We start from the raw sequence: 21729 nt of genomic DNA on the forward strand, positions 1-21729 counted from the left end.
CTGCCTCCGGTAGCCTCCCGGTAGATCCAGCACGCGAGCACATATGCATATCGGTATCCTCACGGCCGGGCATGTCCCGGCAGAATTGCGCCCCCACAGCGGTGATTATGAAACCGTCTTTGCGAAGTTTTTGGAAAATCAGGGGCTTACATTCCAAAACTGGGATGTGGTCGACATGGATTTTCCCAATTCGATCGACGCCGCAGAGGGGTGGTTGATCACCGGATCGCGCCACGGCGTGTACGAAGATCATCCCTTCATTCCTCCCCTGATCCAGTTCATCCAGGCCGCGTTCATCGCCCAGGTTCCCATGGTCGGCATCTGCTTTGGTCACCAGATCATCGCACAAGCTATGGGGGGTCGGGTCGAGAAAAGCACAAAGGGTTGGGGTGTCGGGCGGCAGGTCTACAGCTATGCCGGGGCCGAGGTTACGCTGAACGCCTGGCACCAGGACCAGGTCGTCGAAAAGCCCCCTCTAGCCACTTCCATCGCCCAGAATGCGTTTTGCGAACATGCCGGTTTCCTCTATGGCAAACAGGCACTTACCCTGCAACCCCACCCCGAGTTTCGCGATGATTTCATGGCCGGTCTGATTGAACACCGCGCGCCCGGTGTCGTCCCCGAGAACCGTCTGGACTATGCCCGCGCGCAATTGGGCGGCCCGACGGATGGGGTCCAGATCGCAGCTGACATTGCCGCCTTCTTCCATCTGGACCGGGAGGAACCGGCATGAAATCTTGGATGGAACAGCTTCCGGAGGCCGCGAAGACCTATCTGGATGGGCGGCGACTGGATGAAGTGGAATGCATCGTCTCAGACCTGGCTGGGGTCGCCCGTGGGAAGGCCATGCCTGCCTCGAAATTCGCCACGCAGGAGCAGTTCTATTTGCCAGACTCGATCTTTTTGCAAACGATTACAGGGGATTGGGCCGATGTCGAAGGTCGCGCCTTTACCGAGCCTGACATGGTCCTGCGGCCCGATTTTTCCACCGCGACCGCCGCGCCCTGGACCGCCGATTACACGATTCAGGTGATCCATGACATCACCGACCGTCAGGGCGATCCGATCCCCTTTGCACCGCGCAACGTCCTGAAACGTGTGGTCGATCTCTATATCAATGCGGGGCTGACCCCGGTCGTAGCCCCCGAGATGGAGTTCTACCTCGTTGCGCCCAACATTGACCCGGGCCAACCCATCGAGCCGCCCATCGGCCGATCAGGCCGCCGCGCTGCTGCCCGCCAAGCCTATTCCATGTCAGCAGTCGATGAATACGGGCCGATCATCGATGACATCTACGACTTTGCTGAGGCGCAGGGCCTTGAGATCGACGGCATCCTCCATGAAGGCGGCGCAGGCCAGATCGAAATGAACCTGCGCCACGGCGACCCGGTAAAACTCGCCGATGAGATCTTTTATTTCAAACGCCTGATCCGGGAGGCGGCCCTGCGCCATGACTGCTATGCGACTTTCATGGCCAAACCCATTCAGGATGAGCCGGGGAGCGCCATGCATATCCACCATTCCGTCGTTGATACGGCCAGCGGCCACAACATCTTTGCCACAGGCGACGACGGGGAGACCCCTGAATTCATGCACTTTGTTTCGGGCCTACAACGGCATTTGCCGTCTGTCATCGCGCTGCTCTCCCCGTATGTGAACAGCTATCGCCGCTATGTCCGGGATCTCGCAGCGCCGATCAATCTGGCCTGGGCGCGCGACAATCGCACGACCGGTCTGCGTGTGCCGGTTTCGGGGCGGGAGGCACGGCGGATCGAGAACCGGATTCCCGGCATGGATTGCAACCCGTATCTGGCCATCGCCGCGTCGCTGGCGTGTGGATATCTGGGGCTGCAGGACAAGCTCTACCCGACCGATGAGTTCATCGGTGACGCCTATGACAGCGAGGGGGACATCCCCCGCACCTTTGGTGAAGCGCTCGATGCCTTTGCCAAGGCCGATCCGATCCAACAGGTTCTGGGTAAGGAATTTTGCGACGTTTACCGCGCAGTCAAGGCGCTGGAATATGACGGGTTCTTGCAGGTGATCTCCCCTTGGGAGAGAGAGCATCTGTTGCTGAATGTCTGATAAATTGCCACTGACCGAATGCTGACAGCTGTCGCCTAGAAGCTCCTGTCCCCGCGGGGACAGGATTTTACCAGTCTTTTCAATGCGACCAGTTGAGCCCCAGTCAGGCGCTGCGCTTCAGGGACCGTTTGGAATGAGTCATGTTGGCGTCGATGAATTCCAGAACCAGCGGGCGAATATTATTGCGCCAGCTGCGCCCGGCAAAAATGCCGTAATGGCCTGCATCAGGTTCCAGATGGCTGGCCTTTTTTGCATCGGGTAGTCCGGTCAGCAGATCCAAAGCGGCAATGCATTGGCCAGGGGCAGAGATATCGTCATTCGCTCCCTCGACTGTCTTGACCGCCACATCGGTGATTTTCGAGATATCGACGGGCCTGCCGCCAACCTCGAACGCATTCTTGGCAATCTCCCGCTTTTTGAAGATGCGGTCGACGGTAGACAGATAAAACTCCGCCGTCATGTCCATCACGGCAAGATATTCGTCGTAGAACCGGTTGTGCCGGTCATTGTCGCTGGCCTCGCCCTTGGCTGTGGCGACGATCTGATCAAAGAAAGCCGTCGCATGGGTCTCGCTATTCATCGCGATGAAGGAGGCGAGTTGCTGCAGGCCCGGGTAAACCATCCGCCCGGCCCCGCCATATTTGAAACCCACCCGTTGCAACACATGGCGTTCAAGTTGCCCCATGGTGACGGCGCGGCCAAAATCCGTCACCTCCGTCGGGGCGGCGCCAGGATCAATCGGGCCACCAATCAGGGTCAGTGTGTTCGGCTGCGCAGCCGGATCCTCTTCCGCCAGATATGCGGTGGCGACAAGGGCCAAGGGCGCAGGTTGGCATACGGCAATCACATGGGTGTCGGGGCCCATGTAGCGCATGAAATCCACCAGATAGAGGGTGTAATCCTCCACATCAAACTTGCCGTCGCTGACGGGGATGTCCCGCGCATTGTGCCAGTCGGTGATATAGACCTCACAATCGGGCAAAAGGCTGAGGACCGTGGAGCGCAATAACGTTGCGTAATGACCTGACATTGGCGCAACAAGAAGCACTTTGCGCGGCATCTCTTCCCGCCCCAGCACGTCAAAATGGATCAAATCGCCGAACGGACGATCCACTTCGACATTGATCTTGACCAGGTGGTCGCGCCCATCCGCGCCGACGACAGAGTCGATATTCCAGTCAGGTTTGACCACCATGCGGGCGAAACTGCGTTCCGTCACCTCCCCCCAGGCAGCGGTCATCTGAATCATCGGATTGGCCGTGAGCCCGAAAACTGGGTATGAATACATGGCCTTGGCGCTGGCCCCCAACCATTGGTTGGTAATCCGCACACTTTCCATAAAGTCGTATGTCGCCATATATTTCATGCGCACCTTCCCCGGCCACCCCGGAACAAATCGTCGCTTTGCCCCCCAACAATGTGCGACGGTAATTAATATGTCGCAAACTTAGGGGGGAACCGTAGCCATGACAACTGATCAAAATCGCACGGGGGGCGAGCTTGATACTTTGGGTTCCAATTTGGCCAAGATTGAGCAGTTGTCCCGCCGGGTCGTCACGGCGCTATCGCATCAGCGCAGCGTGCCACCGGGTTTGCAGGCCCCCTCTAACGAATTGTTTTTAAAGGCTGCCACGGCCTACATGACCGAGATGATGGCAAATCCTGCCAAGATCATGGAACATCAGATCAGTTTCTGGGGAAAAACGCTCAAACATCACATGGAGGCCAACCAGGCGCTGGCCAGCGGCCATTTGACAGCCCCCACGGACCATACCGGCAAGGACCGCCGATTTGCTGGGGAACTGTGGCAGAACCACCCCTATTTCAACTACATCAAACAACAATATCTGCTGTCGTCGGAGGCGATCACAGCTGCCGTTGCCGACCTGGACGGGTTGGACGACGCAGACAAGAAGCGGCTCGATTATTTTTCTCGTCAGATCGTCGATATGTTCAGCCCCGCCAACTTTCTGGGCACCAACCCCGATGCCCTGGCCCGCGCGGTGGAGACCGAAGGACAAAGCCTGGTCGATGGTCTGGAGAACATGGTGCGCGACCTTGAGGCCAATGATGGCAATCTGGTGGTCACGCTGGCAGATCGGGAGGCGTTCCAGGTGGGCGAGAACCTGGGCACGACCGAAGGCGCGGTCGTCTACCGCAATCGCATGTTCGAACTGATCCAGTATGCGCCGCAAACCGACAAGGTTTGCCGCACCCCGCTTGTGATCTTCCCGCCCTGGATCAACAAGTTCTACATCCTTGACCTGAAGGAGAAAAACAGCCTGATCAACTGGATCGTCAGCCAGGGTTACACGCTGTTCGTCGTCAGCTGGGTCAACCCCGATCCGAGTTATGCCGATGTCGGGATGGAGCAATATATCGAAGAAGGTTATCTGGCCGCCATCGAAACCGTCAAGGCGATCACCGGCGAAGACAAGATAAACGCCGTGGGCTACTGCATCGCGGGCACGACCCTGGGCCTGACGCTGAGCCTGATGAAGAAGCGCAAGGATACGTCTTTGCGGTCCGCCACCTTTTTCACGACCCTTACCGACTTTTCGGATCAGGGAGAGGTCGGCGTTTTCCTGGACAATGATTTCGTCGACGCGATCGAGGATGAGGTAGCCGATCATGGCGTGCTCGACAGTTTCTTCATGTCGCGCACATTCTCCTATCTGCGGTCGAATGACCTGATTTATGCCCCGGCCATCAAAAGCTACATGATGGGAGAGGCGCCCCCTGCCTTTGATCTATTGTTCTGGAATGGCGACGGCACCAATTTACCCGCCAAGATGGCCGTCGAATATCTGCGGTACCTGTGCCAGGATGACAGGTTCGCCCGTGGTGAGATCCAGATGTTCGGAGAAACGCTATCGCTGGCAGATGTCGATCTGCCGGTTTGCGCCATCGCCTGCGAGACCGATCATATCGCCGCGTGGAAATCCAGCTATCGCGGTGTGCAAAGGATGGGGTCCAAGCAAAAGACCTTTATCCTGTCGGAATCGGGCCATATCGCAGGGATCGTCAATCCGCCGACCAAACAGAAATACGGCCACTACACCAATGACGACATGACCCTCACCCCGGTCGCATGGCAGGAGGGTGCCCGCTACAATCAGGGGTCGTGGTGGCCGCGCTGGGGAGCTTGGCTCAAGAAACGGTCGGGCGCGCAAGTTCCGGCCCGCAAGCTGGGGACAAAGGATTTTCCGGTGCTGGATGCGGCACCCGGCACCTATGTGCTCGCTGCCGAGTGATCCTACCCCAATTAATTTTGCTGCAATGCAGAAAAATCTTGCAATGCTGCAGTGCAGCATGTATATCATGGATCATCGAAATGAGATGGCGCTGACCAGTGTGTGGGGGCGCACAAGAAAGGACACGACCATGACGAACGACATGACAAAGATGATGCAGGAAATGATGGCTTCCTTCCCCATGGATACAAATGCCATGACCGACGCATTCAAGACATCTGCCGCCCTGGGTGAGAAGATGTCGAAAGTGGCTCTGGAAGCTGCCAGCAAGTCCACCGAAATCTCCGCCAAGCTGACCACCGACACGCTGTCGAAGATGGGCGAGATCACCAAGATCAAGGACGAGCCTGCTGACTATTCGAAAGCCGTCACCGATTTCGCCTCCGCTCAGGCCGAACTGGTTGCCGAGCATATGGCCGCGTTCGCTGAGGTTGCCAAGAAAGTTCAGATGGAAACTGTCGAACTGATGCTGGCCGCTGGCAAGGATTTCTCTGAAGACGCCACAGCCGCTGTCAAGAAAGCCACCAATGAGGTGACGACAGCTGCCAAGAAAGCCGCCACGGCCAAGTAATCGGGCAAGGTCCAAGGCCGACCTCCCACGGCCAACGACATTGCCTTAAAGAAGAGCGAGCCCCTGCGGCTCGCTCTTTCTTTTTGTGCGGCGCTGACTTACGGTTGATCGCAGGGAATGGGAGACACCTAGTTGACCGATGAAAAACCGCTCCTGATCAAGCGATATGCGAGCCGTCGCCTCTACAACACCGAAACCAGTGACTATGTCACGCTGGAGGATATCGCCAAGTTCATCAGGGCGGGTCGCGAGGTGCAGATCGTTGACCTGAAATCCGGTGATGACCTGACCCGGCAATATCTCCTTCAGATCATCGCCGAACATGAAAGCAAGGGTGACAACGTGTTGCCCACCACCGTTCTGACCGATCTGGTGCGCAGCTACACCACGCAGGCCCAAAGCGTTGTGCCCCAGTTTCTGGCCATGAGTTTCGAGATGCTGCGCGATGGCCAGTCCAAGGTCATGGAGAATATGGGAAAGATGAACCCCCTTACCTCGATGCCAGGCTTTGATGCGATGCGGACCCAGCAGGAATTGTTCATGAAGGCGATGACCGGCGGGATGGCGGGCAACTGGTCAGCTCCGGACAGCGATGCCCCCGCCATGCCAGACCCGACGAGCGAGGATCTGGGCGAGATCAAGAAACAGCTGGCGGATCTTCAACAAAAGCTCGCCAAACTGGACAAGTAAATCAGTCCGACGATTGGCCGGGATGGGCTGGCAGGTCATGGCGCAGCGGTGTTGCCTTCGGACGCTCGGCACAATGGACCTGGCCTGTGGGAACGAACCTGTCCGGCTCCGCCAGCGTACCCGCGGTGATGTGGATCTCATTGGGCCATTGGGTGGAACGATAGGTCAGTTGGCTGCCGCAGATCCCGCAGAATTGCCGCACGGTATCTGATCTGGCGCTGAATGCGGTCAAGGCATCCCCCGTCAAATCGAGCTCATCCTGCGACACACCGATCCATCCGACCACCCCCGCACCACTCGCGCGCCGACAGCTGTCGCAATAGCACAGCTGCTGCCACAGGATCGCGCTTTCGGCGAACGTATATCGGCAGGCGCCGCACAGACACTGACCGGTGATGTTGCCCATGACCCAAAGGTGCGTAACGTCTGCGCAATTGGCAAGGCCGCGAAGGCGTTTCCCTTCCCTGAACGGATCCAGTAGCGTGCCGCGACAAATACGAAGTGAGGATCCATGCCCGACGCGCCCGGACGGATCACCCTCTGGGGGATCGAAGTTTTTCTGGCCACCGCAGAGGAAGGCGCCGTTTCGGCCGCTGCCCGACGATTGGGGGCAAGCCCGTCCGGCGTGAGCCAGCAATTGACGGCGCTGGAAGGCGCGCTGGGTGTGTCCCTGATGGATCGCTCAACCCGGCCCGTGGTCCTGACACCACAGGGAGAGACCTTTCGCAGGCGTGCCCAAGTCATCTTGAACGAGGCGGCCCAGGCCCGCGCGGAGTTGGCCGCCAAGGATCTGGCAAACCTCACCAATCTGCGCCTCGGCATGATCGAGGATTTCGATGCCGACGTCACCCCGCGCCTACTCTCCGACATGGCCGAAGAGCTGAAACGCTGCCAGTTCCTGCTGGAAACCGGGGCCAGCCACCGTCTGTTCGATCTGCTGGACAGCCGAACGCTGGATGTCATCGTCGCCAGCGATATCAGCGCGCCGCAGGATTGGATGGAGGTCTATCCGCTGCTGGAAGAGCCATTTCTGGTGGCCGCCCCCCGGGGCCGGATTGACCCCGATGGCAATATGCTGAGCCAGCTAAAACGCATGCCACTTATCCAATACACCCAGCGCCACTTGATGGGGCGCCTGATCACAACCCACCTGGCCCGTCAGAAACTGCGCCTGACCCACCGGTTCGAGCTTGATAGCTATCACGCCATTATGGCAATGGTCGCGGAAGGTGCTGGATGGACGATCCTGCCCCCCCTTGGCCTGATGCGCGCCCATAGATTTCGCGATGATGCAGATATCCTGCCTCTGCCAACGGATCCGTTGATCCGCACAATCTCCCTGACCGCACGCACTGGCGTGTTGCAGGATATGCCTGAAACACTGGCCAATCGGCTCGGGCCCTTGCTCCAAGAGTTGATCGTGACCCCGACAATCGCCCGCGTGCCATGGCTGGACGGCAGACTGAAAGTACTGACCGACGCAACGCCCTAAGTTCATTATGTGCCGTATGCCAGGGGCTGTCCCATGACATCGTCCATGGCTGCGAGCAGGATATTTGCGACGGCATCCAGTTCGGCGCGGGTAAGGCGGGCGGGCAGGCGAACGTCGCAGGCCCGCATCAGCATGGCGCGCGTTTGCGGCAGATCGGGCACTTCACCCGGAATGAACTGCCAGTTCCAGAATGCCCGGGCATTGTCCTGGCTCATGCCAAAGACCTGCACTTTGACCCCGCGATCCGCAGCAGCGCTGGCAAAGGCCATTGTCTCGGCATCGTCCATATCCACGAGGTTGAACTGGATGGAGTCCGGGGCGCGACATTCCGGGCGCAAAGGGGCAGGCACATCGATCCAGGGTGACCCGTTGAGCAGCCCCGCCACATGATCATGGCCCGCGCGTCCATCACGTACACGGCGTTCGATATGGGCCAGTTGCGGACGAATGACAGCGGCAGACAGGTTTTGCAGGCGCAGATTATACAGCGGCAGTTGGTTTTGCCATTTCGCAAAATGCTCCTGCAACATGTTGTGCTTTTTCCAGGTATGCTCATAGGCGCCCGACATGATCACAGCGCGCGCCACCAGATTGGCATCGTCGGTGATCATGATGCCACCTTCGCCTGCATTGACCAGTTTATAGGACTGGAACGAAAAGCAGCCGACCTGACCCAAGGTTCCGATCTTTTGGTCATGCCAGGTGGTGCCAAGGGAATGCGCGGCATCTTCGATCACCGGCACATTGCGGGCATCGCACAACGCCATGATCGCGTCCATATCAGAGGTGTGCCCGCGCATATGGCTGATGATGACGGCGCTGATCGTGTCATCCAGCTTGGCTTCGAAATCGGCCATGTCGATCCGATAATTATCTGAGACTTCGACCAGAACCGGCAAACATTCCGCATGGATGACAGCGGATGGCACGGCTGCAAACGTGAATGCCGGGATCAGAACACGGGCTTTCTCGGGCAGATCCAAGGCCTTCAACGACAAAAACAGCGCCGCCGAGCAAGACGATACCGCAAGTGCATATTTGGACCCCATGACAGCTGCGAATTCCTGTTCCAGCAGCGTGACCGGGGCGTTTTCCGGTGCGGTGTAGCGGAACAGATCGCCCGACGCCAAAAGACGGTCGATCTCTGCCCGCGCCGCGTCAGGGATCGGTTCGGCGTCATAGACGTTTGGGGCTTGGGTCATATCCGGCTCCATCGTGATTTTCAGTTTTTCTGTAATCTACATTCAGGAAAAATAATAGTCGTTTTTGGGGGCAGGTATGGGATCGGGCCAAGGCCTTGTCTTGCCAGCCAAAATCGCATCGGATCGTGGGGCAGCCGCTTTAGCGGGCTGATACCGGCAGGTCGGTTGCGCAGGCGAGTAGCCCCTCAAGATCAAGGTGGGCCGCCATGTGATTTGCCAACGCGTCCAACGTGGCCTCGACTGTCATATCGTATTGCAGGTCGCTCGACGCGGCCCCCAATTCGTTCAGAAACGCCCGGCGAAACCCATCGGCCGCAAAGATCCCGTGAAGATAGGTGCCCAGGATCCGGCCATCTGCAGATGCGGCCCCTTCTGACTGCCCGTTCATCTGAAGCCAGCCGCGTGCGCGATCTGGCCCCGTCGTCTCACCGATATGGATTTCATACCCCTCCACATCCGTTCCGCTGGCCGGATGGTGGGCGGCGGTCAGAACCACCTGTTTTTCCGGCACCATCCTGGTTGTCACATCCAGCAGTCCCAGGCCCGGCACCGTGCCCCCCTGCCCTTCGATCCCGAGCGGGTCATCAATGCGCTGCCCCAGCATCTGATAGCCCCCGCAAAGGCCCAACACATGCCCCCCACGCCTGAGATGGGCGGCGACGTCGATATCCCACCCGCTGCGGCGTAGCGCTTCCAGATCGCTGATGGTCGATTTTGATCCGGGCAAGAGCACGAGGGTCGCATCCCCCGGCAACGCGTGATCCAGCGGCACGATCGCGACCGTTACGTCAGGTTCCTGCGCCAACGGGTCCAGATCATCAAAATTGGCAAGGCGAGGCAACTTTGGCACGACCACCTTGATCTTGCCCCCCGCGCGGGAGGAGAGGTCGAGAATATCCTCAGCCGGCAATTTCCAGGCACCATCGAACCAGGGCAAGACGCCCAGATCATGCCACCCGGTGCGTTGGGAAATGGCGGATTGCCCGTCGGCGAACAGGGTTGGATCGCCACGGAACTTATTGACCAAAAAGGCTTTGATCCGCCGGGCATCCTGCGCTGGTAACACCGCTTGTGTGCCGACCAGTTGCGCGATGACCCCGCCGCGATCAATGTCGCCCACCAGCACGACGGGCAGGTCCGCAGCCTCTGCAAATCCCATATTTGCAATGTCGCCCGCGCGCAGGTTGATCTCCGCCGGGCTGCCTGCCCCTTCGACCACGACAAGATCCACGCCCTCTGCCAGCCGGTGGAAGCTCTCAAGGACGGATGCCAGAAGCTGCGGCTTGGCCGTCGCATAGTCGCGTGCCTTGAGCGTTGCAAAGCGTTTGCCCTGCAAGATCACCTGGGCGCCGACCTCGCTTTCGGGTTTCAAAAGAACAGGGTTCATATCCACATGGGGCGCGACGCCTGCCGCCTTGGCCTGCAGGGCCTGGGCCCGCCCGATCTCTGCCCCCTCGGGCGTGACGGCGGCGTTGTTCGACATGTTCTGCGGTTTGAACGGCCGCACCTGTAGACCCTGGCGCGCAAAGTGACGGCACAGCCCCGCAACCAGGATCGATTTGCCGACATTCGAGCCGGCGCCCTGGATCATGATAGCTTTTGTCATTGTGTCCGCCCTACCAATATGCCCGACATAGGATGTCACCAGCCGGGAAGGAAGCGGCGATGAACACACCGGCACATCTGATTTTTGGCGCCGCCGCCTTTGCCCGCCCCAACGCACCGGCTGTGACCACCGCCGCACTCGCAGGGGCGATGCTGCCGGACCTGTCGCTTTATGTCTTGGTGGGCTGGCATCTGCTGTGGTTGGGAACGCCTGCGCAGGTGGTATTCGATCAACTGTATTTTTCGGATGCGTGGATGCGGATCTTTCGCGTCGATAACAGTTTCATCCTGTGGGGTGTTGGCTTCGCGGCGGCCCTGGCCTGTCGCAGCCGCTGGTGCATCGCGCTGACCGGGGCGGCGCTGCTCCACCTGGCGCTGGATTTCCCCCTGCACCACGATGACGGGCGACCACAATTCTGGCCGTTGACCAATTGGATCTTTGAAAGCCCCGTCAGCTATTGGGACAGCCGCGCCTATGGCAACATCGTCGGACCGATCGAGGTTGTGGCCTCGTTGATCTTGTGCGGTGTCTTGTGGCGCCGGTTCAAAGCCCCTTTGTCTCGTGCGGTGATTGTGCTGGCTGTGCTGACCCAGATCTCACCGGTGATGATCTGGTTTTTCGTCTTTGCGAATGCCTGACCCGCGAGAACGAAAAAGCGTGTCCCCGCGGGGACACGCTTTTTTCCTGAAACGCGCGATGTGAATTTACGCGGCTTCTGCTTGCTCCGCCGCCTGGCGGCGCTCGCTTTCTTCCCGCGACAGGGCAACAGATGTCCGAACGCCGTTTCCGACGAATTCCATCAAGCCCGACACGACACGTTCATTCGGGTCAATGCCCGCACAGCTGAGAACTTCACGCCCATCGCGTGACCGCGCCCATCGCGCAATCTGCTCAGGGCCGTTGCCGTATTTCTTGTCATCGGCAATGGCGTCGTCCAAAGCAGCAAGCACCACAGCTGCGAACAATTTGCGTGCCCGTGATCCCTGTTCGTGGTTGAAGGCTGTACCATCAACGAAATCGATCATCTGGTCGTCCTTTGTTCTTGCTTTTCTCGATCTGGCGTGACCGCGAATATGGCTGATATTCCGCGATTCGGTATGCCGATATTGGAATGGCTGCCATGCGCACAACGCATATCTAGCGTTTTCGAGCTACAGTATGTTCGCTTGCATGACAACAGTCCTCAATATATAGAACGGCTCAAGAAAACCACAAGATTTCAACAAGGTTTCGCCGCAAATGCCCAAAATAAACGGAAACGAGATCCGCCCCGGCAATGTGCTGGAGCATAATGATGGACTTTGGGCCGCCGTGAAGGTAGACCATGTGAAGCCGGGCAAAGGCGGCGCGTTTGCCCAGGTGGAACTGCGAAACCTGCGCAATGGTTCCAAATTGAACGAACGCTTTCGGTCGGCGGATAAGATCGAACGGGTGCGGTTGGAACAGAAAGACCAGCAATTTCTGTACGAATCTGACGGCATGCTGGTGTTCATGGATGCCGAGACGTTTGATCAAATCGAATTACCGGCAGAGATACTAGGCGACCGGCGGCCGTTCCTACAAGACGGTATGACCATCGTCGTTGAATTCCATGACGAAGAGGCGCTGAACGCGACGCTGCCGCAAAAGGTGACCTGCAAGGTGATCGAGACGGAGCCGGTCGTGAAAGGCCAGACGGCGGCCAATTCATTCAAACCGGCCGTTCTGGACAATGGCGTCAAGGTCATGGTGCCGCCCTTCGTGGGTCAGGACGAGGATATCGTCGTGAACACGGAAACCATGGAATATTCGGAACGCGCCTGACCCCTTACAGGCGCGTTACAGTGGCCTCACCGGCGGTCATCGCCCCGGTGGCACGGTCAAAGCGCAGATAGGCCAGACCCTCACCACTTGACTGGCTGTAAAGCTGGCCGGCCGACTTTCCATTCGCCGTGATCTCTGCCCCGGGTTCAGCGGATCCATCGATGGCAACACGGGCCAACCCCTTGCGCAAGTTGGTCTTGTGTTTCATCCGAGCGGTCACTTCCTGCCCGACATAACATCCCTTTTTGAAGTCGACGCCATTGAGGGCTTCGAAATTCATCTCAAGAATGAAGCTGTCATTCGGGATCAGTTCGATTGTGCTTTCGGGCACCATATACCGGATGCGCTGGCGATCGTAATCGTCATAGGTACCGGCAATGTCGCCATAGGCGCGCCACCCAAGCTTGGCGTGGCGTGGGTCAGTGAACGCTCCGGCAGGCGCATCGCCGTCTCCGACCAGGACCTTGATATCGGTCGGCGCAATCTCAACCTTTGCGCGGAGTTTGTACATGGTCAGGCGCTTGGTCAGGTCAGCGGCCAACGGCGCGGCGACATCCAGCAGGATATCATCGGCGCTTTGAAGCAGAAAGAAATCGGCTAAATATTTGCCCTGGGGCGTCAGGATGGCGGCATAGACCAGACCATCGGCCAGCCGAGCGATATCATTCGTGATCAGGCCCTGCAGGAAATCAGACATATCCGGGCCAGAGAGGCGCAACACGGTGCGTTCCATCAGCGATCTCCTTTTTCGAATTGCAAAGCATGGAGCGCGGCATAGGTACCGTTATGGGCGAGCAAGGCGTCATGGGTGCCCTCCTCCACCACGCGGCCATTATCCAGAACAACGATCTTGTGCGCCTTTCGGACCGTCGACAGGCGATGGGCGATGACCAGGGTGGTGCGGCCCCTGCTCAACCCTTCGAGCGCGTCCTGGACGACCGCTTCCGACCGCACATCCAGGGCCGAGGTCGCTTCATCAAGCAGAAGGATCGGCGTATCGCGCAGCAAGGCGCGCGCAATTGCCACCCGCTGCCGCTGCCCGCCGGACAAGGCAGATCCGCGGGGGCCTGCCTTGGCGTTCACGCCGTCAGGCAGTGCATTAACGAATTCGGTCACGTGGGCTGCAGTCATGGCGCTTTCCAGCAGCGAACCCTGCAGCCGATCATCGCCAAGGGTGATGTTTTCGAGGAGGGTCTCATCAAAAAGCAACGCATCCTGTGTCACCATCGAAAATTGGGCACGCAGATCGGTGAGATCAAGAGCCTCTATCGGTGTACCATCCAGCGTCACCTGGCCCGATTGCGGCTGAACCAGCCGGGTCAGGACGTTGAACACCGTGCTTTTTCCCGCACCCGATGCACCGACCAGGGCGGTGGTTTGCCCGGCCTCGGCAACAAAGCTCAGGCCGCGCAAAACGGGTGTTGCGCCATAGGACAGGTGCACATCATTCAGGGCGATCCGTGTGCCCGCTGGCAGGGGTTGGGGGTTGGCGGGGCTTTGCGGGTTTGGCTCTTCATCGAAAAACTCCTTGAGCCGCCCGATGCTGACCTTGGCGGCCTGCCAGTACCCTGCGATATTGCCCAAGCGGCGCAACGGCTCAAACGCCAGCGCCATGGCGGTGAAGAAGCTCATGAACTCCCCCACGGTCTTGGTGCCGTCGATGATCTCTGCCCCGCCATAAAGCAGTACGGCGAAGAACCCGATGCCGGTCATCACATCGATCAGGGCCGGAATGAGCGCACGGCCCATCGCGACATTCACATCAGCCTTGACCCGATCGTCGGCCAGGTCGCGGTAGCGTTTGGTCTGGTAGCGTTCCAGCGCGTTCAGCTTGACAGGTGCGATGCCGTGGAAAATCTCATCCAGCCGTGTGGTCATTTTACCCGCCAGTTGGCGCGATATCAGCGTGGTGCGGCGCACGAAGGACTGCACGGCCAGGGTGGGCAGCACCAAAAGCGGCGTTCCGATCAAGGCCACCAACGTCCACTGCCAGTCGATCCACAAAACCACCGTCAGCAAGGATATCAGGGCGACGATATCCCGCCCGGCGCCGGAGATGATAGTGGTGGCAATGCTGCGGATCGCCCCGCTATCGCCGCTGATCCGGTCGATCATCGCACCGGGCGGGTAGGTCTGGTGAAAGGCGCTGTCCAAATCCATGACATGGCGCAACAGTTTGGTCTGGATGTCGTAGACCGTCAGCGCACCGACCCGGCTGAGGATCACCCGCTGGGTGACCGAGGTGACGGCACGCAACACGAAGATGCCCAGAATGCCCCCACCGACCCAATAAAGCGCATCGCGGCTGCCGCCGATGAAGACATCGTCGAACATGGGCTTCATCATGTAGCTGAGCAGCCCCATCATGGAGCCTTCGATGGCCATGAGCAGGGTCGCCAGGGCAATCATGAACCAGTGACGCCCCAGGAAGCGGGTCCACAGCCAGGCGAACAATCTGTCCGGTTTTACGACGTGCCCTTGCGCCATGCGGCAAAGCTCTCCTCGACCTCGCGTTTGTTGTACTCGGTCCGGAACCAGGTCTCCAGATCGATGGGGTCCTGGGCATTGCGCTTTTCATAGACGTCAAAGATGTGATCGACGATGCCGGTCGCGGTCCAATCCAGGTGCAGGTAGCGCACACTAAGCTCTTTGCGCGCCTCGGACAGGGGGACTTTTTCAACAATTGCGCGGTAAAGAACGGCGGCAAAGCCCGCACGATCCGCGCCCGACTTGCAATGCAGCACAAAGGGTTTCGGCAAGGTCTTGAGGGTGTCGATCAGGTTGAGGATCTCCTGCTGACCAGCTGCTTTTCTTGCATATATCTTGCGCTCAACAAGGGTCAGGCCCAAACGGTCGCACGCCTCCTGTTCGAACAACCATGGTGAATATCCATCGTTTCCGCGCAAATTTAGGACCGTCTGGATCCCCATCGACTTGTACTTTTTCAACCTTTTTGGTCCGGGATGGTTGGATCTATAGACACCGTCCGCCACGCGACCGAAATTCGTCCACCAGACCCGCAAAAAAGCATGGTCCAGCAAATGAAAATGCAACCAGGCCTGCCAGCGCTTGAACGGTGTGGAGATGTCATCGCCAAACGATTTTCTGACCTTGCGTTCCGCGGTCTTGAGGCGCTGTCTAAGCTGGGTGAACATGCTGGGCCGATGGCTCTGAAACTGACGGGGCGGTCTAGCGTGAAACACCCATGGGACGCAAGCAGTCCAGATTGACCCCTGCGAAACGGCGGCATAGGTCTGCCGCAAAGGAGCATTTGCAAATGTCGCTTGGAAACGGAACCCATTACCTTGCCATTCCTGGACCGTCCGTCATGCCGGATGCCGTGTTGCGCGCGATGCACAGGCCAGCCCCCAACATCTACACGGGTGAGCTGCACGAGATCGTCGACAACCTGATACCGGATCTGAAGGCGGTTGCGGGCACCCAGCACAATGTGGCGATCTACATTGCCAACGGGCATGGCGCGTGGGAGGCCGCATTGAGCAACACGTTGAGCCGCGGGGATACTATCCTGTCGCTCGCCACCGGCATTTTCGCCCATGGCTGGGCCGATATGGCGGAGGTGATGGGCGTCAAAACCCGGCGGCTGGATTTTGGCAAGCGCGATGCCGTGGATCTGGCCCGGGTCGAAGCGTCACTGGTCGCCGATACCGGCCATGAGATTAAGGCGGTTCTGGCGGTGCAGGTCGACACCTCGACCAGCATTCTGAATGACATCAAGGGCCTGCGCGGTGTTCTTGACCGCACGAACCACCCTGCCCTGCTGATGATCGACTGTATCGCCTGCATGGGCAGCGACCGGTTTGAGATGGATGCCTGGGGCGCGGATCTGGTGGTGACCGGCAGCCAAAAGGGCCTGATGGTACCGCCCGGCCTGGCTTTCGTGTTTTTCAATGACAAGGCCGACGCTGCCCGAGATCAGGCGGACCTGCTGACCCGCTATTGGGATTGGCGCCCCCGGAGTGCAGGCGCGGAATTTTACCAGTATTTCTGTGGCACGGCGCCGACGCATCACCTGTATGGCCTGCGCGCTGCGCTGGACATGATCAAGGAAGAGGGGCTTGACCAGATCTGGGCCCGGCACGAGACCCTTGCCCAGGCTGTTTGGGCGGCGTTTGATCGGTGGGGCAGCGCCGGGGCGGTGGAATTGAATGTCAGGGATCCGGCATCCCGCAGCCGGGCTGTGACAAGCATCCGGATGCCCGTCCCCTATGGCACGGAATTGCGCAAATGGATCTCTGCCCGCGCCGGGGTGACGCTGGGCATCGGGTTGGGAATGGCAACGCCAGAGGACCCGGAGGCCACGGGGTTCATCCGACTGGGCCATATGGGCCATGTGAATGCGCAGATGGTGATGGGCGCACTGGGCGCCATCAATGCGGGCCTCGTCGCATTGCAGGTGCCCCATGGCGACGGGGCGTTGGATGCCGCAGCAGGTATCTTGGCCACCGCCTGACCCCTATTCAAGACAACAGAGCAAGCCCATGGAAACACCGCAGATATTCGAAACGCCGCACGGGCGCCGCTTGGCATTTCACCAAACAGAGGGCAGCTGGCCGGGCCTGGTGTTTTTGGGAGGTTTCAAGTCGGACATGACCGGGACCAAGGCCGTGCATCTTGAAGCATGGGCCAAGGCGCGCGGAATGGGTTTTTTGCGGTTTGACTATTCCGGCCACGGACAATCATCGGAGGTGTTCGAGGAGGGGTCGATCGGCGAATGGGCCGACGATGCGCAAGCGATCATCGCCGCCCGGACAGCCGGACCGCAGGTTTTGATCGGATCATCCATGGGGGGCTGGATCGCGCTTTTGATGACCAAGGCCATACCCAAGCGGATTGCCGGGCTCGTCACCATCGCGGCTGCTCCCGATTTTACCGAAGACAGTATGTGGGCCAGTTTCGATGTGGATCAGCGCGCAGCCTTGGAACGGGACGGGCAGATCGCCCTGCCGTCCGATTACGGTGACCCTTACATAATCACCCGTCGGCTGATCGAGGAGGGGCGCAACTCGCTGGTCCTGCGCGATCTGTTGGATTTGCCCTTTCCCGTGCGATTTCTGCAAGGCACGGCAGATGCCGATGTATCGATGGATGTGGCCTTGCGTCTGTTGGACCACGCGACCGGCCCAGACATGCGCTTGGTGCTGCTAAAAGGCGGCGATCACCGATTTTCCGATCTTGACGCCTTGAAGCTGATCGAGGACGCCGTGGAAAATGTATTGCAATCAGTCAAAGATCACGGGTGAGACGCTTGGGCAAATGGTTGGGGCGATTGCTGTTGCTTTTGATCGTCGCGGGGGGAGCCGTCTGGGTCCTTGGCCCGCGGGAACCGGTGGATCGCGACATCAGCTTTGACCCTGACAGCCTGACCCCCAATCTGGACCGCTATTTGGCGGAGGCCGAAGCGGAGGTTGCCAACCTGAACCCGGACGTTTTGCGGCGGATCGTCTGGGCCGGGTCAGCGGGCCAATCCACACCGTTATCCATTGTTTATCTGCACGGATTTTCCGCAACATCCGAAGAGATCCGGCCCGTGCCCGACCGGTTGGCCGAAGCATTGGGTGCAAATCTGCATTTCGTCCGCTACAAAGGCCATGGTCGCAACGGCGCCGCGATGGCAGAGGCAACGGCGGGCGACTGGCTGGAAGAAACCGCCGAAGCGCTGGAGATCGGGCGCCGGATCGGGGATCAGGTCATCGTCATCGCGACCTCCACCGGTGGGACGCTCGCCGCGATTGCCGCAACCGACCCGGCAATGTCAGCAGAGGTGGCGGGGCTTATCCTGGTCTCACCCAATTTCGAGTTGGTCAATCCGCTGGCACGCTTGCTGACCTGGCCCTTTGCCCGGTCCTGGTTACCCCTTTTGGCGGGATCCGAACGCAGCTTTGCCCCGCTGAATGATGACCACGCGCGATATTGGACCACCCGCTACCCGTCAGAAGCCGTCTTTCCCATGGCAGCCCTCGTGCGCCATGCGCGCCGCCTGGATTACGGAGGGGTGACCATCCCGGCCCTGTTCATTTTCTCGGACGGCGACATGGTCGTGAAGGCCAAAACAACCCGCACCGTGATTGATCGCTGGGGCGCGCCCACGCAGATGGAAACGCCGAAACTGACCGATGCGGATGATCCGGGTGCCCATGTGATCATGGGTGACATCCTGAGCCCTGGGCAGACCGCCCCGGCCGTGGCTTTAATGCGCGATTGGGTGGCCGGGCTGTAGCCGCGGTTCGGCCGTGGTAGAGCACGTTTTGTGAAGCATGACCGGCATCACGGCTGATTGTGACGCGGAAGGATCCGGTTTACGGTGACGTCAGCCCGGGGCTGCCAATTGATCCGTCGCCCCGCCTGATTTCACATTTTGACGAAGCTCAGGGGGACCCAGATGAACCACGAAGCCAAGGTGATCGTGCTGCAGCGCATGATCCGGGCCGTCGAGAGTGAGACCCGCGCCATCCTGGCAAAGGGCGCGCCATCGCCCAACACGAATGCCAATGATGCGTTGATGGCCAAGATTGCGCGCTGGCAGGGGCAGCTGAAAGGGTTTCAAAGCAGCGTCAAATCACAGGCTGGGCTGGTCCGGGTTCGGTTCGCTCAAGGCCGCAAGCTGAGCTTTTCGGAGCGCCAAAGCATGAAAGGCCACAGGGCGAATGTCGCGGGATTGCGGGCACTGACTGTGAAGCTAGCGCAGGCGATCATGGCGCTGCTTGATGCCATGAACGGGCCGGAAGTGGCATGGAAACACCTGATCAAATCGCTAGATAAGCTGATCGAAGGCGGGGATGATCTGTCCCTGACCGGAGCGGATCAACAGCAACTGCAAACGATTGTTCAACAGGCGCCGGGCGGATCCCAGGGCGGCTACACGCCCAGTCCCACGGGGATCATGGATTTGCTGACCTTTTGCATCGCGCTTTATGTTCTGATCACGCGCAATCGAAAGAATTGACGTGGGCGCAGGATTTCCCACATGACACATCCCGCCCTAGGGCCCTACCGGTAGGTTCTGCGCGATGGTCAGCCGACCGATTGGCGAGATGTCATGGCGCGGACATTCGCGCCCCGGGCGGTCATCCGGCTGTGCCATCCCTTTGGCGATCTGGATGTTACGGACTTTGCCGAAGGACCGCTGGGATCTCTGGCCGCTGCATGGCCAGATCTGGAGCGGCGCGATCATATCGTGATCGAAGGCGACGTTTGTAGTTCCCCCGGTTTTTTAGACGGTTATGGGCTTAGAGATTCCAGCCCTTCAGCGGCAGTCCTTTCGTAGTTGATCGGTGACTTATACCCCAAAGCTGAGTGTCGGCGCGAGGGATTGTACCACCCTTCGATGCACTCGAAGCAGGCCACTCGGGCTTCGGCCTTTGTCTTGAACTTCCGGCGGTCGAGCAACTTGAACCGCCCCGGTTTAGCCGGCGACTGTTGAGTTCGTATTTCAAGCTGCGATTTTGTCGGATTTCAAGGTTTGTTCGTATCGTTCCTCCGCTTCGATTGGTGTGATGTATCCGAGCGGCTCCAGCAGGCGCTCTTTGTTGAACCAGTCTACCCATTGCAGGGTTTCCCACTCGACTTGATCTTTAGACTTCCAAGGGCCCAGCCGATTGATGACTTCGGTTTTGAACAGGCCGATGATCGTCTCGGCCAGTGCATTGTCATAGCTGTCACCAACGCTGCCGACGGATGGTTCTAGCCCAGCATCGACCAACCGTTCCGTGTACTTGATCGACACGTATTGGCTGCCGCGATCTGAGTGGTGGATCAGTTTTTCGGCAGGCCTGCGCGCGTGGATCGCCTGTTCCAATGCCTCCAGGACAAACTGCGTGTCCTGTGTTGTTGATGCCTTCCAGCCCACAATCCGATTGGCAAAGGTGTCGATCACGAGGGCCACGTAGACAAAGCCGCGCCAGGTCGAGACGAATGTAAAGTCTGACACCCACAACTCGTTTGGCATCGAAGCTCGAAACTGGCGATTTACCTTGTCCAACGGGCATTGATCCGCAGATTGCCCGTGGGTGGTTTTGATCCTTTTTCCCCGCCGAACGCCTTGAATACCAAGCTGGCGCATCAATCGCTCAACGGTGCAGCGGGCGACATCAATGCCTTCACGCTTCATCGCGTGCCACAGCTTGCGTGCGCCATAGACTGATCTGTTCTTCTCCCAAATGTCCGTCATCTCCTTGCGCAGATACGCATCCCGCTTCGCACGATCCGAGGGGCGGTCGGGATCGCGCTCGATCGCAAGGCGTTCATAGAATGTAGACGGGGCGATTTGCAGAACTCGGCAGATCGGCTCGACCCCGTGCAGCTCTCTGTTGGCTTTGATGAAAGCAATCATTTGCGGAACGGGCGGTCGAGCTCCGCCTGCGCAAAATAAGCGTTCGCCAATGTCTCTCGGACCATTGGCTCACCCTTCTTGAGGATCTCATTCGCCTCACGCAACTGCCGGTTCTCGCGTTCCAACTCCTTGATACGATCCCGCTCAGCCGTTGTCAGACCATCGCGCTTGCCGGTGTCGGTCTCATGCTGCTTAACCCAGATGCGTAGGCTGTCCCTGCTGCATCCAACCTTCTGAGAGATCGACAGTATTGGACCTGTCACGGAATTGTACCGCTCCTTTGACTTGGTATTTTGCCACAAAGGAGAGACATCATGGCATCGAACCCCACCCGGAATTCCGTGCAGAGGCAGTGCGGGTAGCGTTAACCAGCGGGCTGCCACGTAAGCAGGTTGCTGCAGATTTTGGCGTTGGCTTCTCGACACGGAGCCGTTGGATCCAGCAGGATCGGCGCAATCCAGAGAAGCTTTCTACCCAATCTGATCTTGAACGCGAAGTTGCGGAGCTGCGCAAAGAGAACCGCATGCTTCGGGAGGAGAGGGAGGTATTAAAAAAGGGTGAGACCATTTTCCGCCATTGGTCCAAGGACAATGGACGAACCAGTTCTTTGCGGAGCGAAGCAAATGAGGTTTGCTTTCATTGCAAAGAATGCGGACATGCTTCCTGTCGAGCG

General features: G+C 58.9%; 23 protein-coding genes and 1 other annotated feature. Of the genes, 13 read left to right on the forward strand and 10 right to left on the reverse strand.

The features are described from left to right. Positions 1 to 43 precede the first annotated feature (43 nt). Together IU397_RS11765 and IU397_RS11770 are read left to right on the forward strand one after the other, a co-directional pair. Positions 44 to 733: a type 1 glutamine amidotransferase gene (locus IU397_RS11765; protein WP_204413735.1), complete on the forward strand. Its 690-nt coding sequence runs from the start codon at positions 44 to 46 to the stop codon at positions 731 to 733. Continuing rightward, a complete protein-coding gene (locus tag IU397_RS11770) occupies positions 730 to 2085 on the forward strand; it encodes a glutamine synthetase family protein (protein WP_204413736.1) in 1356 nt (451 codons plus the stop codon). The genes IU397_RS11765 and IU397_RS11770 overlap by 4 nt, the downstream gene beginning before the upstream one ends. A 103-nt stretch (positions 2086 to 2188) precedes the next feature. Here IU397_RS11770 and phaZ read toward each other — a convergent pair whose 3' ends face one another. Further along, positions 2189 to 3451 (reverse strand): polyhydroxyalkanoate depolymerase, encoded by a 1263-nt coding sequence (gene phaZ, locus IU397_RS11775; RefSeq protein WP_204413737.1) that lies wholly within the window; start codon positions 3449 to 3451, stop codon positions 2189 to 2191. Positions 3452 to 3551: 100 nt separating this feature from the next. On the opposite strand from phaZ, the gene IU397_RS11780 reads away from it, so the two are divergent. From IU397_RS11780 to phaR, 3 genes are all read left to right on the forward strand, one after another. Beyond that, positions 3552 to 5339 (forward strand): alpha/beta hydrolase, encoded by a 1788-nt coding sequence (locus IU397_RS11780; protein ID WP_204413738.1) that lies wholly within the window; start codon positions 3552 to 3554, stop codon positions 5337 to 5339. A gap of 130 nt (positions 5340 to 5469) precedes the next feature. After that, positions 5470 to 5910, forward strand: coding sequence for a phasin family protein (locus IU397_RS11785; RefSeq protein ID WP_204413739.1), 441 nt, complete (start codon positions 5470 to 5472; stop codon positions 5908 to 5910). Between the two features lie 132 nt (positions 5911 to 6042). Next, positions 6043 to 6600, forward strand: a complete 558-nt coding sequence (phaR, locus tag IU397_RS11790; RefSeq protein ID WP_204413741.1) for a polyhydroxyalkanoate synthesis repressor PhaR — start codon at positions 6043 to 6045, stop codon at positions 6598 to 6600. A gap of 1 nt (position 6601) precedes the next feature. Here phaR and IU397_RS11795 read toward each other — a convergent pair whose 3' ends face one another. After that, positions 6602 to 7006 (reverse strand): GFA family protein, encoded by a 405-nt coding sequence (locus tag IU397_RS11795; RefSeq protein WP_204413743.1) that lies wholly within the window; start codon positions 7004 to 7006, stop codon positions 6602 to 6604. 105 nt (positions 7007 to 7111) lie between these two features. Here IU397_RS11795 and IU397_RS11800 point away from each other — a divergent pair, with 105 nt between their 5' ends. Beyond that, a complete protein-coding gene (locus tag IU397_RS11800; protein WP_204413745.1) occupies positions 7112 to 8092 on the forward strand; it encodes a LysR family transcriptional regulator in 981 nt (326 codons plus the stop codon). Positions 8093 to 8097: 5 nt separating this feature from the next. On the opposite strand, the gene IU397_RS11805 is transcribed toward IU397_RS11800, so the two are convergent. After that, positions 8098 to 9294 (reverse strand): DegT/DnrJ/EryC1/StrS aminotransferase family protein, encoded by a 1197-nt coding sequence (locus IU397_RS11805; protein WP_204413747.1) that lies wholly within the window; start codon positions 9292 to 9294, stop codon positions 8098 to 8100. A 139-nt stretch (positions 9295 to 9433) separates the two neighbouring features. After that, positions 9434 to 10900, reverse strand: a complete 1467-nt coding sequence (locus IU397_RS11810) for a cobyric acid synthase (protein ID WP_204413749.1) — start codon at positions 10898 to 10900, stop codon at positions 9434 to 9436. Positions 10901 to 10959: 59 nt separating this feature from the next. Here IU397_RS11810 and IU397_RS11815 point away from each other — a divergent pair, with 59 nt between their 5' ends. Then, entirely contained in the window at positions 10960 to 11538 is a 579-nt protein-coding gene (locus IU397_RS11815) for a cobalamin biosynthesis protein CobQ (protein WP_204413750.1), read from the forward strand. A gap of 66 nt (positions 11539 to 11604) precedes the next feature. Here the strand turns inward: IU397_RS11815 and IU397_RS11820 are convergent, their stop codons facing one another. Further along, positions 11605 to 11925 carry a DUF6280 family protein gene (locus IU397_RS11820; protein ID WP_204413751.1) on the reverse strand — a complete coding sequence of 107 codons (321 nt, stop codon included), beginning with the start codon at positions 11923 to 11925 and terminating at the stop codon, positions 11605 to 11607. A 214-nt stretch (positions 11926 to 12139) separates the two neighbouring features. Here IU397_RS11820 and efp point away from each other — a divergent pair, with 214 nt between their 5' ends. After that, the gene (gene efp, locus IU397_RS11825) at positions 12140 to 12703 is read left to right on the forward strand and encodes an elongation factor P (RefSeq protein WP_204413755.1); all 564 of its coding nucleotides are present in this window, start codon (positions 12140 to 12142) and stop codon (positions 12701 to 12703) included. Positions 12704 to 12707: 4 nt separating this feature from the next. On the opposite strand, the gene IU397_RS11830 is transcribed toward efp, so the two are convergent. The 3 genes from IU397_RS11830 to IU397_RS11840 are packed head-to-tail and all read right to left on the reverse strand — an operon-like array spanning position 12708 to position 15858. Next, positions 12708 to 13439, reverse strand: coding sequence for a folate-binding protein YgfZ (locus tag IU397_RS11830; protein WP_204413790.1), 732 nt, complete (start codon positions 13437 to 13439; stop codon positions 12708 to 12710). Continuing rightward, positions 13436 to 15190: an ABC transporter ATP-binding protein gene (locus tag IU397_RS11835; protein WP_204413757.1), complete on the reverse strand. Its 1755-nt coding sequence runs from the start codon at positions 15188 to 15190 to the stop codon at positions 13436 to 13438. The genes IU397_RS11830 and IU397_RS11835 overlap by 4 nt, the downstream gene beginning before the upstream one ends. After that, positions 15169 to 15858, reverse strand: coding sequence for a tyrosine-protein phosphatase (locus IU397_RS11840; RefSeq protein ID WP_204413759.1), 690 nt, complete (start codon positions 15856 to 15858; stop codon positions 15169 to 15171). Before IU397_RS11840 ends, IU397_RS11835 begins: the two co-directional genes overlap by 22 nt. A gap of 122 nt (positions 15859 to 15980) precedes the next feature. Here IU397_RS11840 and IU397_RS11845 point away from each other — a divergent pair, with 122 nt between their 5' ends. From IU397_RS11845 to IU397_RS11860, 4 genes are all read left to right on the forward strand, one after another. Next, entirely contained in the window at positions 15981 to 17177 is a 1197-nt protein-coding gene (locus tag IU397_RS11845; RefSeq protein WP_204413761.1) for an alanine--glyoxylate aminotransferase family protein, read from the forward strand. 28 nt (positions 17178 to 17205) lie between these two features. After that, positions 17206 to 17967: a carboxylesterase gene (locus tag IU397_RS11850; RefSeq protein WP_204413764.1), complete on the forward strand. Its 762-nt coding sequence runs from the start codon at positions 17206 to 17208 to the stop codon at positions 17965 to 17967. Further along, positions 17964 to 18944 carry an alpha/beta fold hydrolase gene (locus IU397_RS11855; protein ID WP_204413766.1) on the forward strand — a complete coding sequence of 327 codons (981 nt, stop codon included), beginning with the start codon at positions 17964 to 17966 and terminating at the stop codon, positions 18942 to 18944. Before IU397_RS11850 ends, IU397_RS11855 begins: the two co-directional genes overlap by 4 nt. 162 nt (positions 18945 to 19106) lie before the next feature. After that, complete coding sequence (locus IU397_RS11860; RefSeq protein WP_204413767.1) at positions 19107 to 19670, forward strand: hypothetical protein; 564 nt, start codon at positions 19107 to 19109, stop codon at positions 19668 to 19670. A 275-nt stretch (positions 19671 to 19945) separates the two neighbouring features. On the opposite strand, the gene IU397_RS23880 is transcribed toward IU397_RS11860, so the two are convergent. Continuing rightward, positions 19946 to 20071 (reverse strand): hypothetical protein, encoded by a 126-nt coding sequence (locus tag IU397_RS23880; RefSeq protein ID WP_370541668.1) that lies wholly within the window; start codon positions 20069 to 20071, stop codon positions 19946 to 19948. A gap of 85 nt (positions 20072 to 20156) precedes the next feature. Continuing rightward, positions 20157 to 21358, reverse strand: a protein-coding gene (locus IU397_RS11865; protein ID WP_370541669.1) for an IS3 family transposase whose coding sequence is annotated in 2 segments (ribosomal slippage) — positions 20157 to 21088 and positions 21088 to 21358 — 1203 coding nt in all. Because the reading frame shifts where the segments join, the coding sequence is not laid out codon by codon here. Further along, positions 20982 to 21098 (reverse strand) — a sequence feature (AL1L pseudoknot). It overlaps the preceding gene by 117 nt. Between IU397_RS11865 and IU397_RS11875 the strand changes: the two genes are divergently transcribed. Beyond that, positions 21337 to 21729, forward strand: a 393-nt coding sequence (locus tag IU397_RS11875; protein WP_239479741.1) for a transposase, incomplete at its 3' end; no start/stop codon positions are given. The genes IU397_RS11865 and IU397_RS11875 overlap by 22 nt on opposite strands.

It is taken from the genome of Actibacterium sp. 188UL27-1 (genome assembly GCF_016901225.1).
GTDB lineage: Bacteria > Pseudomonadota > Alphaproteobacteria > Rhodobacterales > Rhodobacteraceae > 188UL27-1.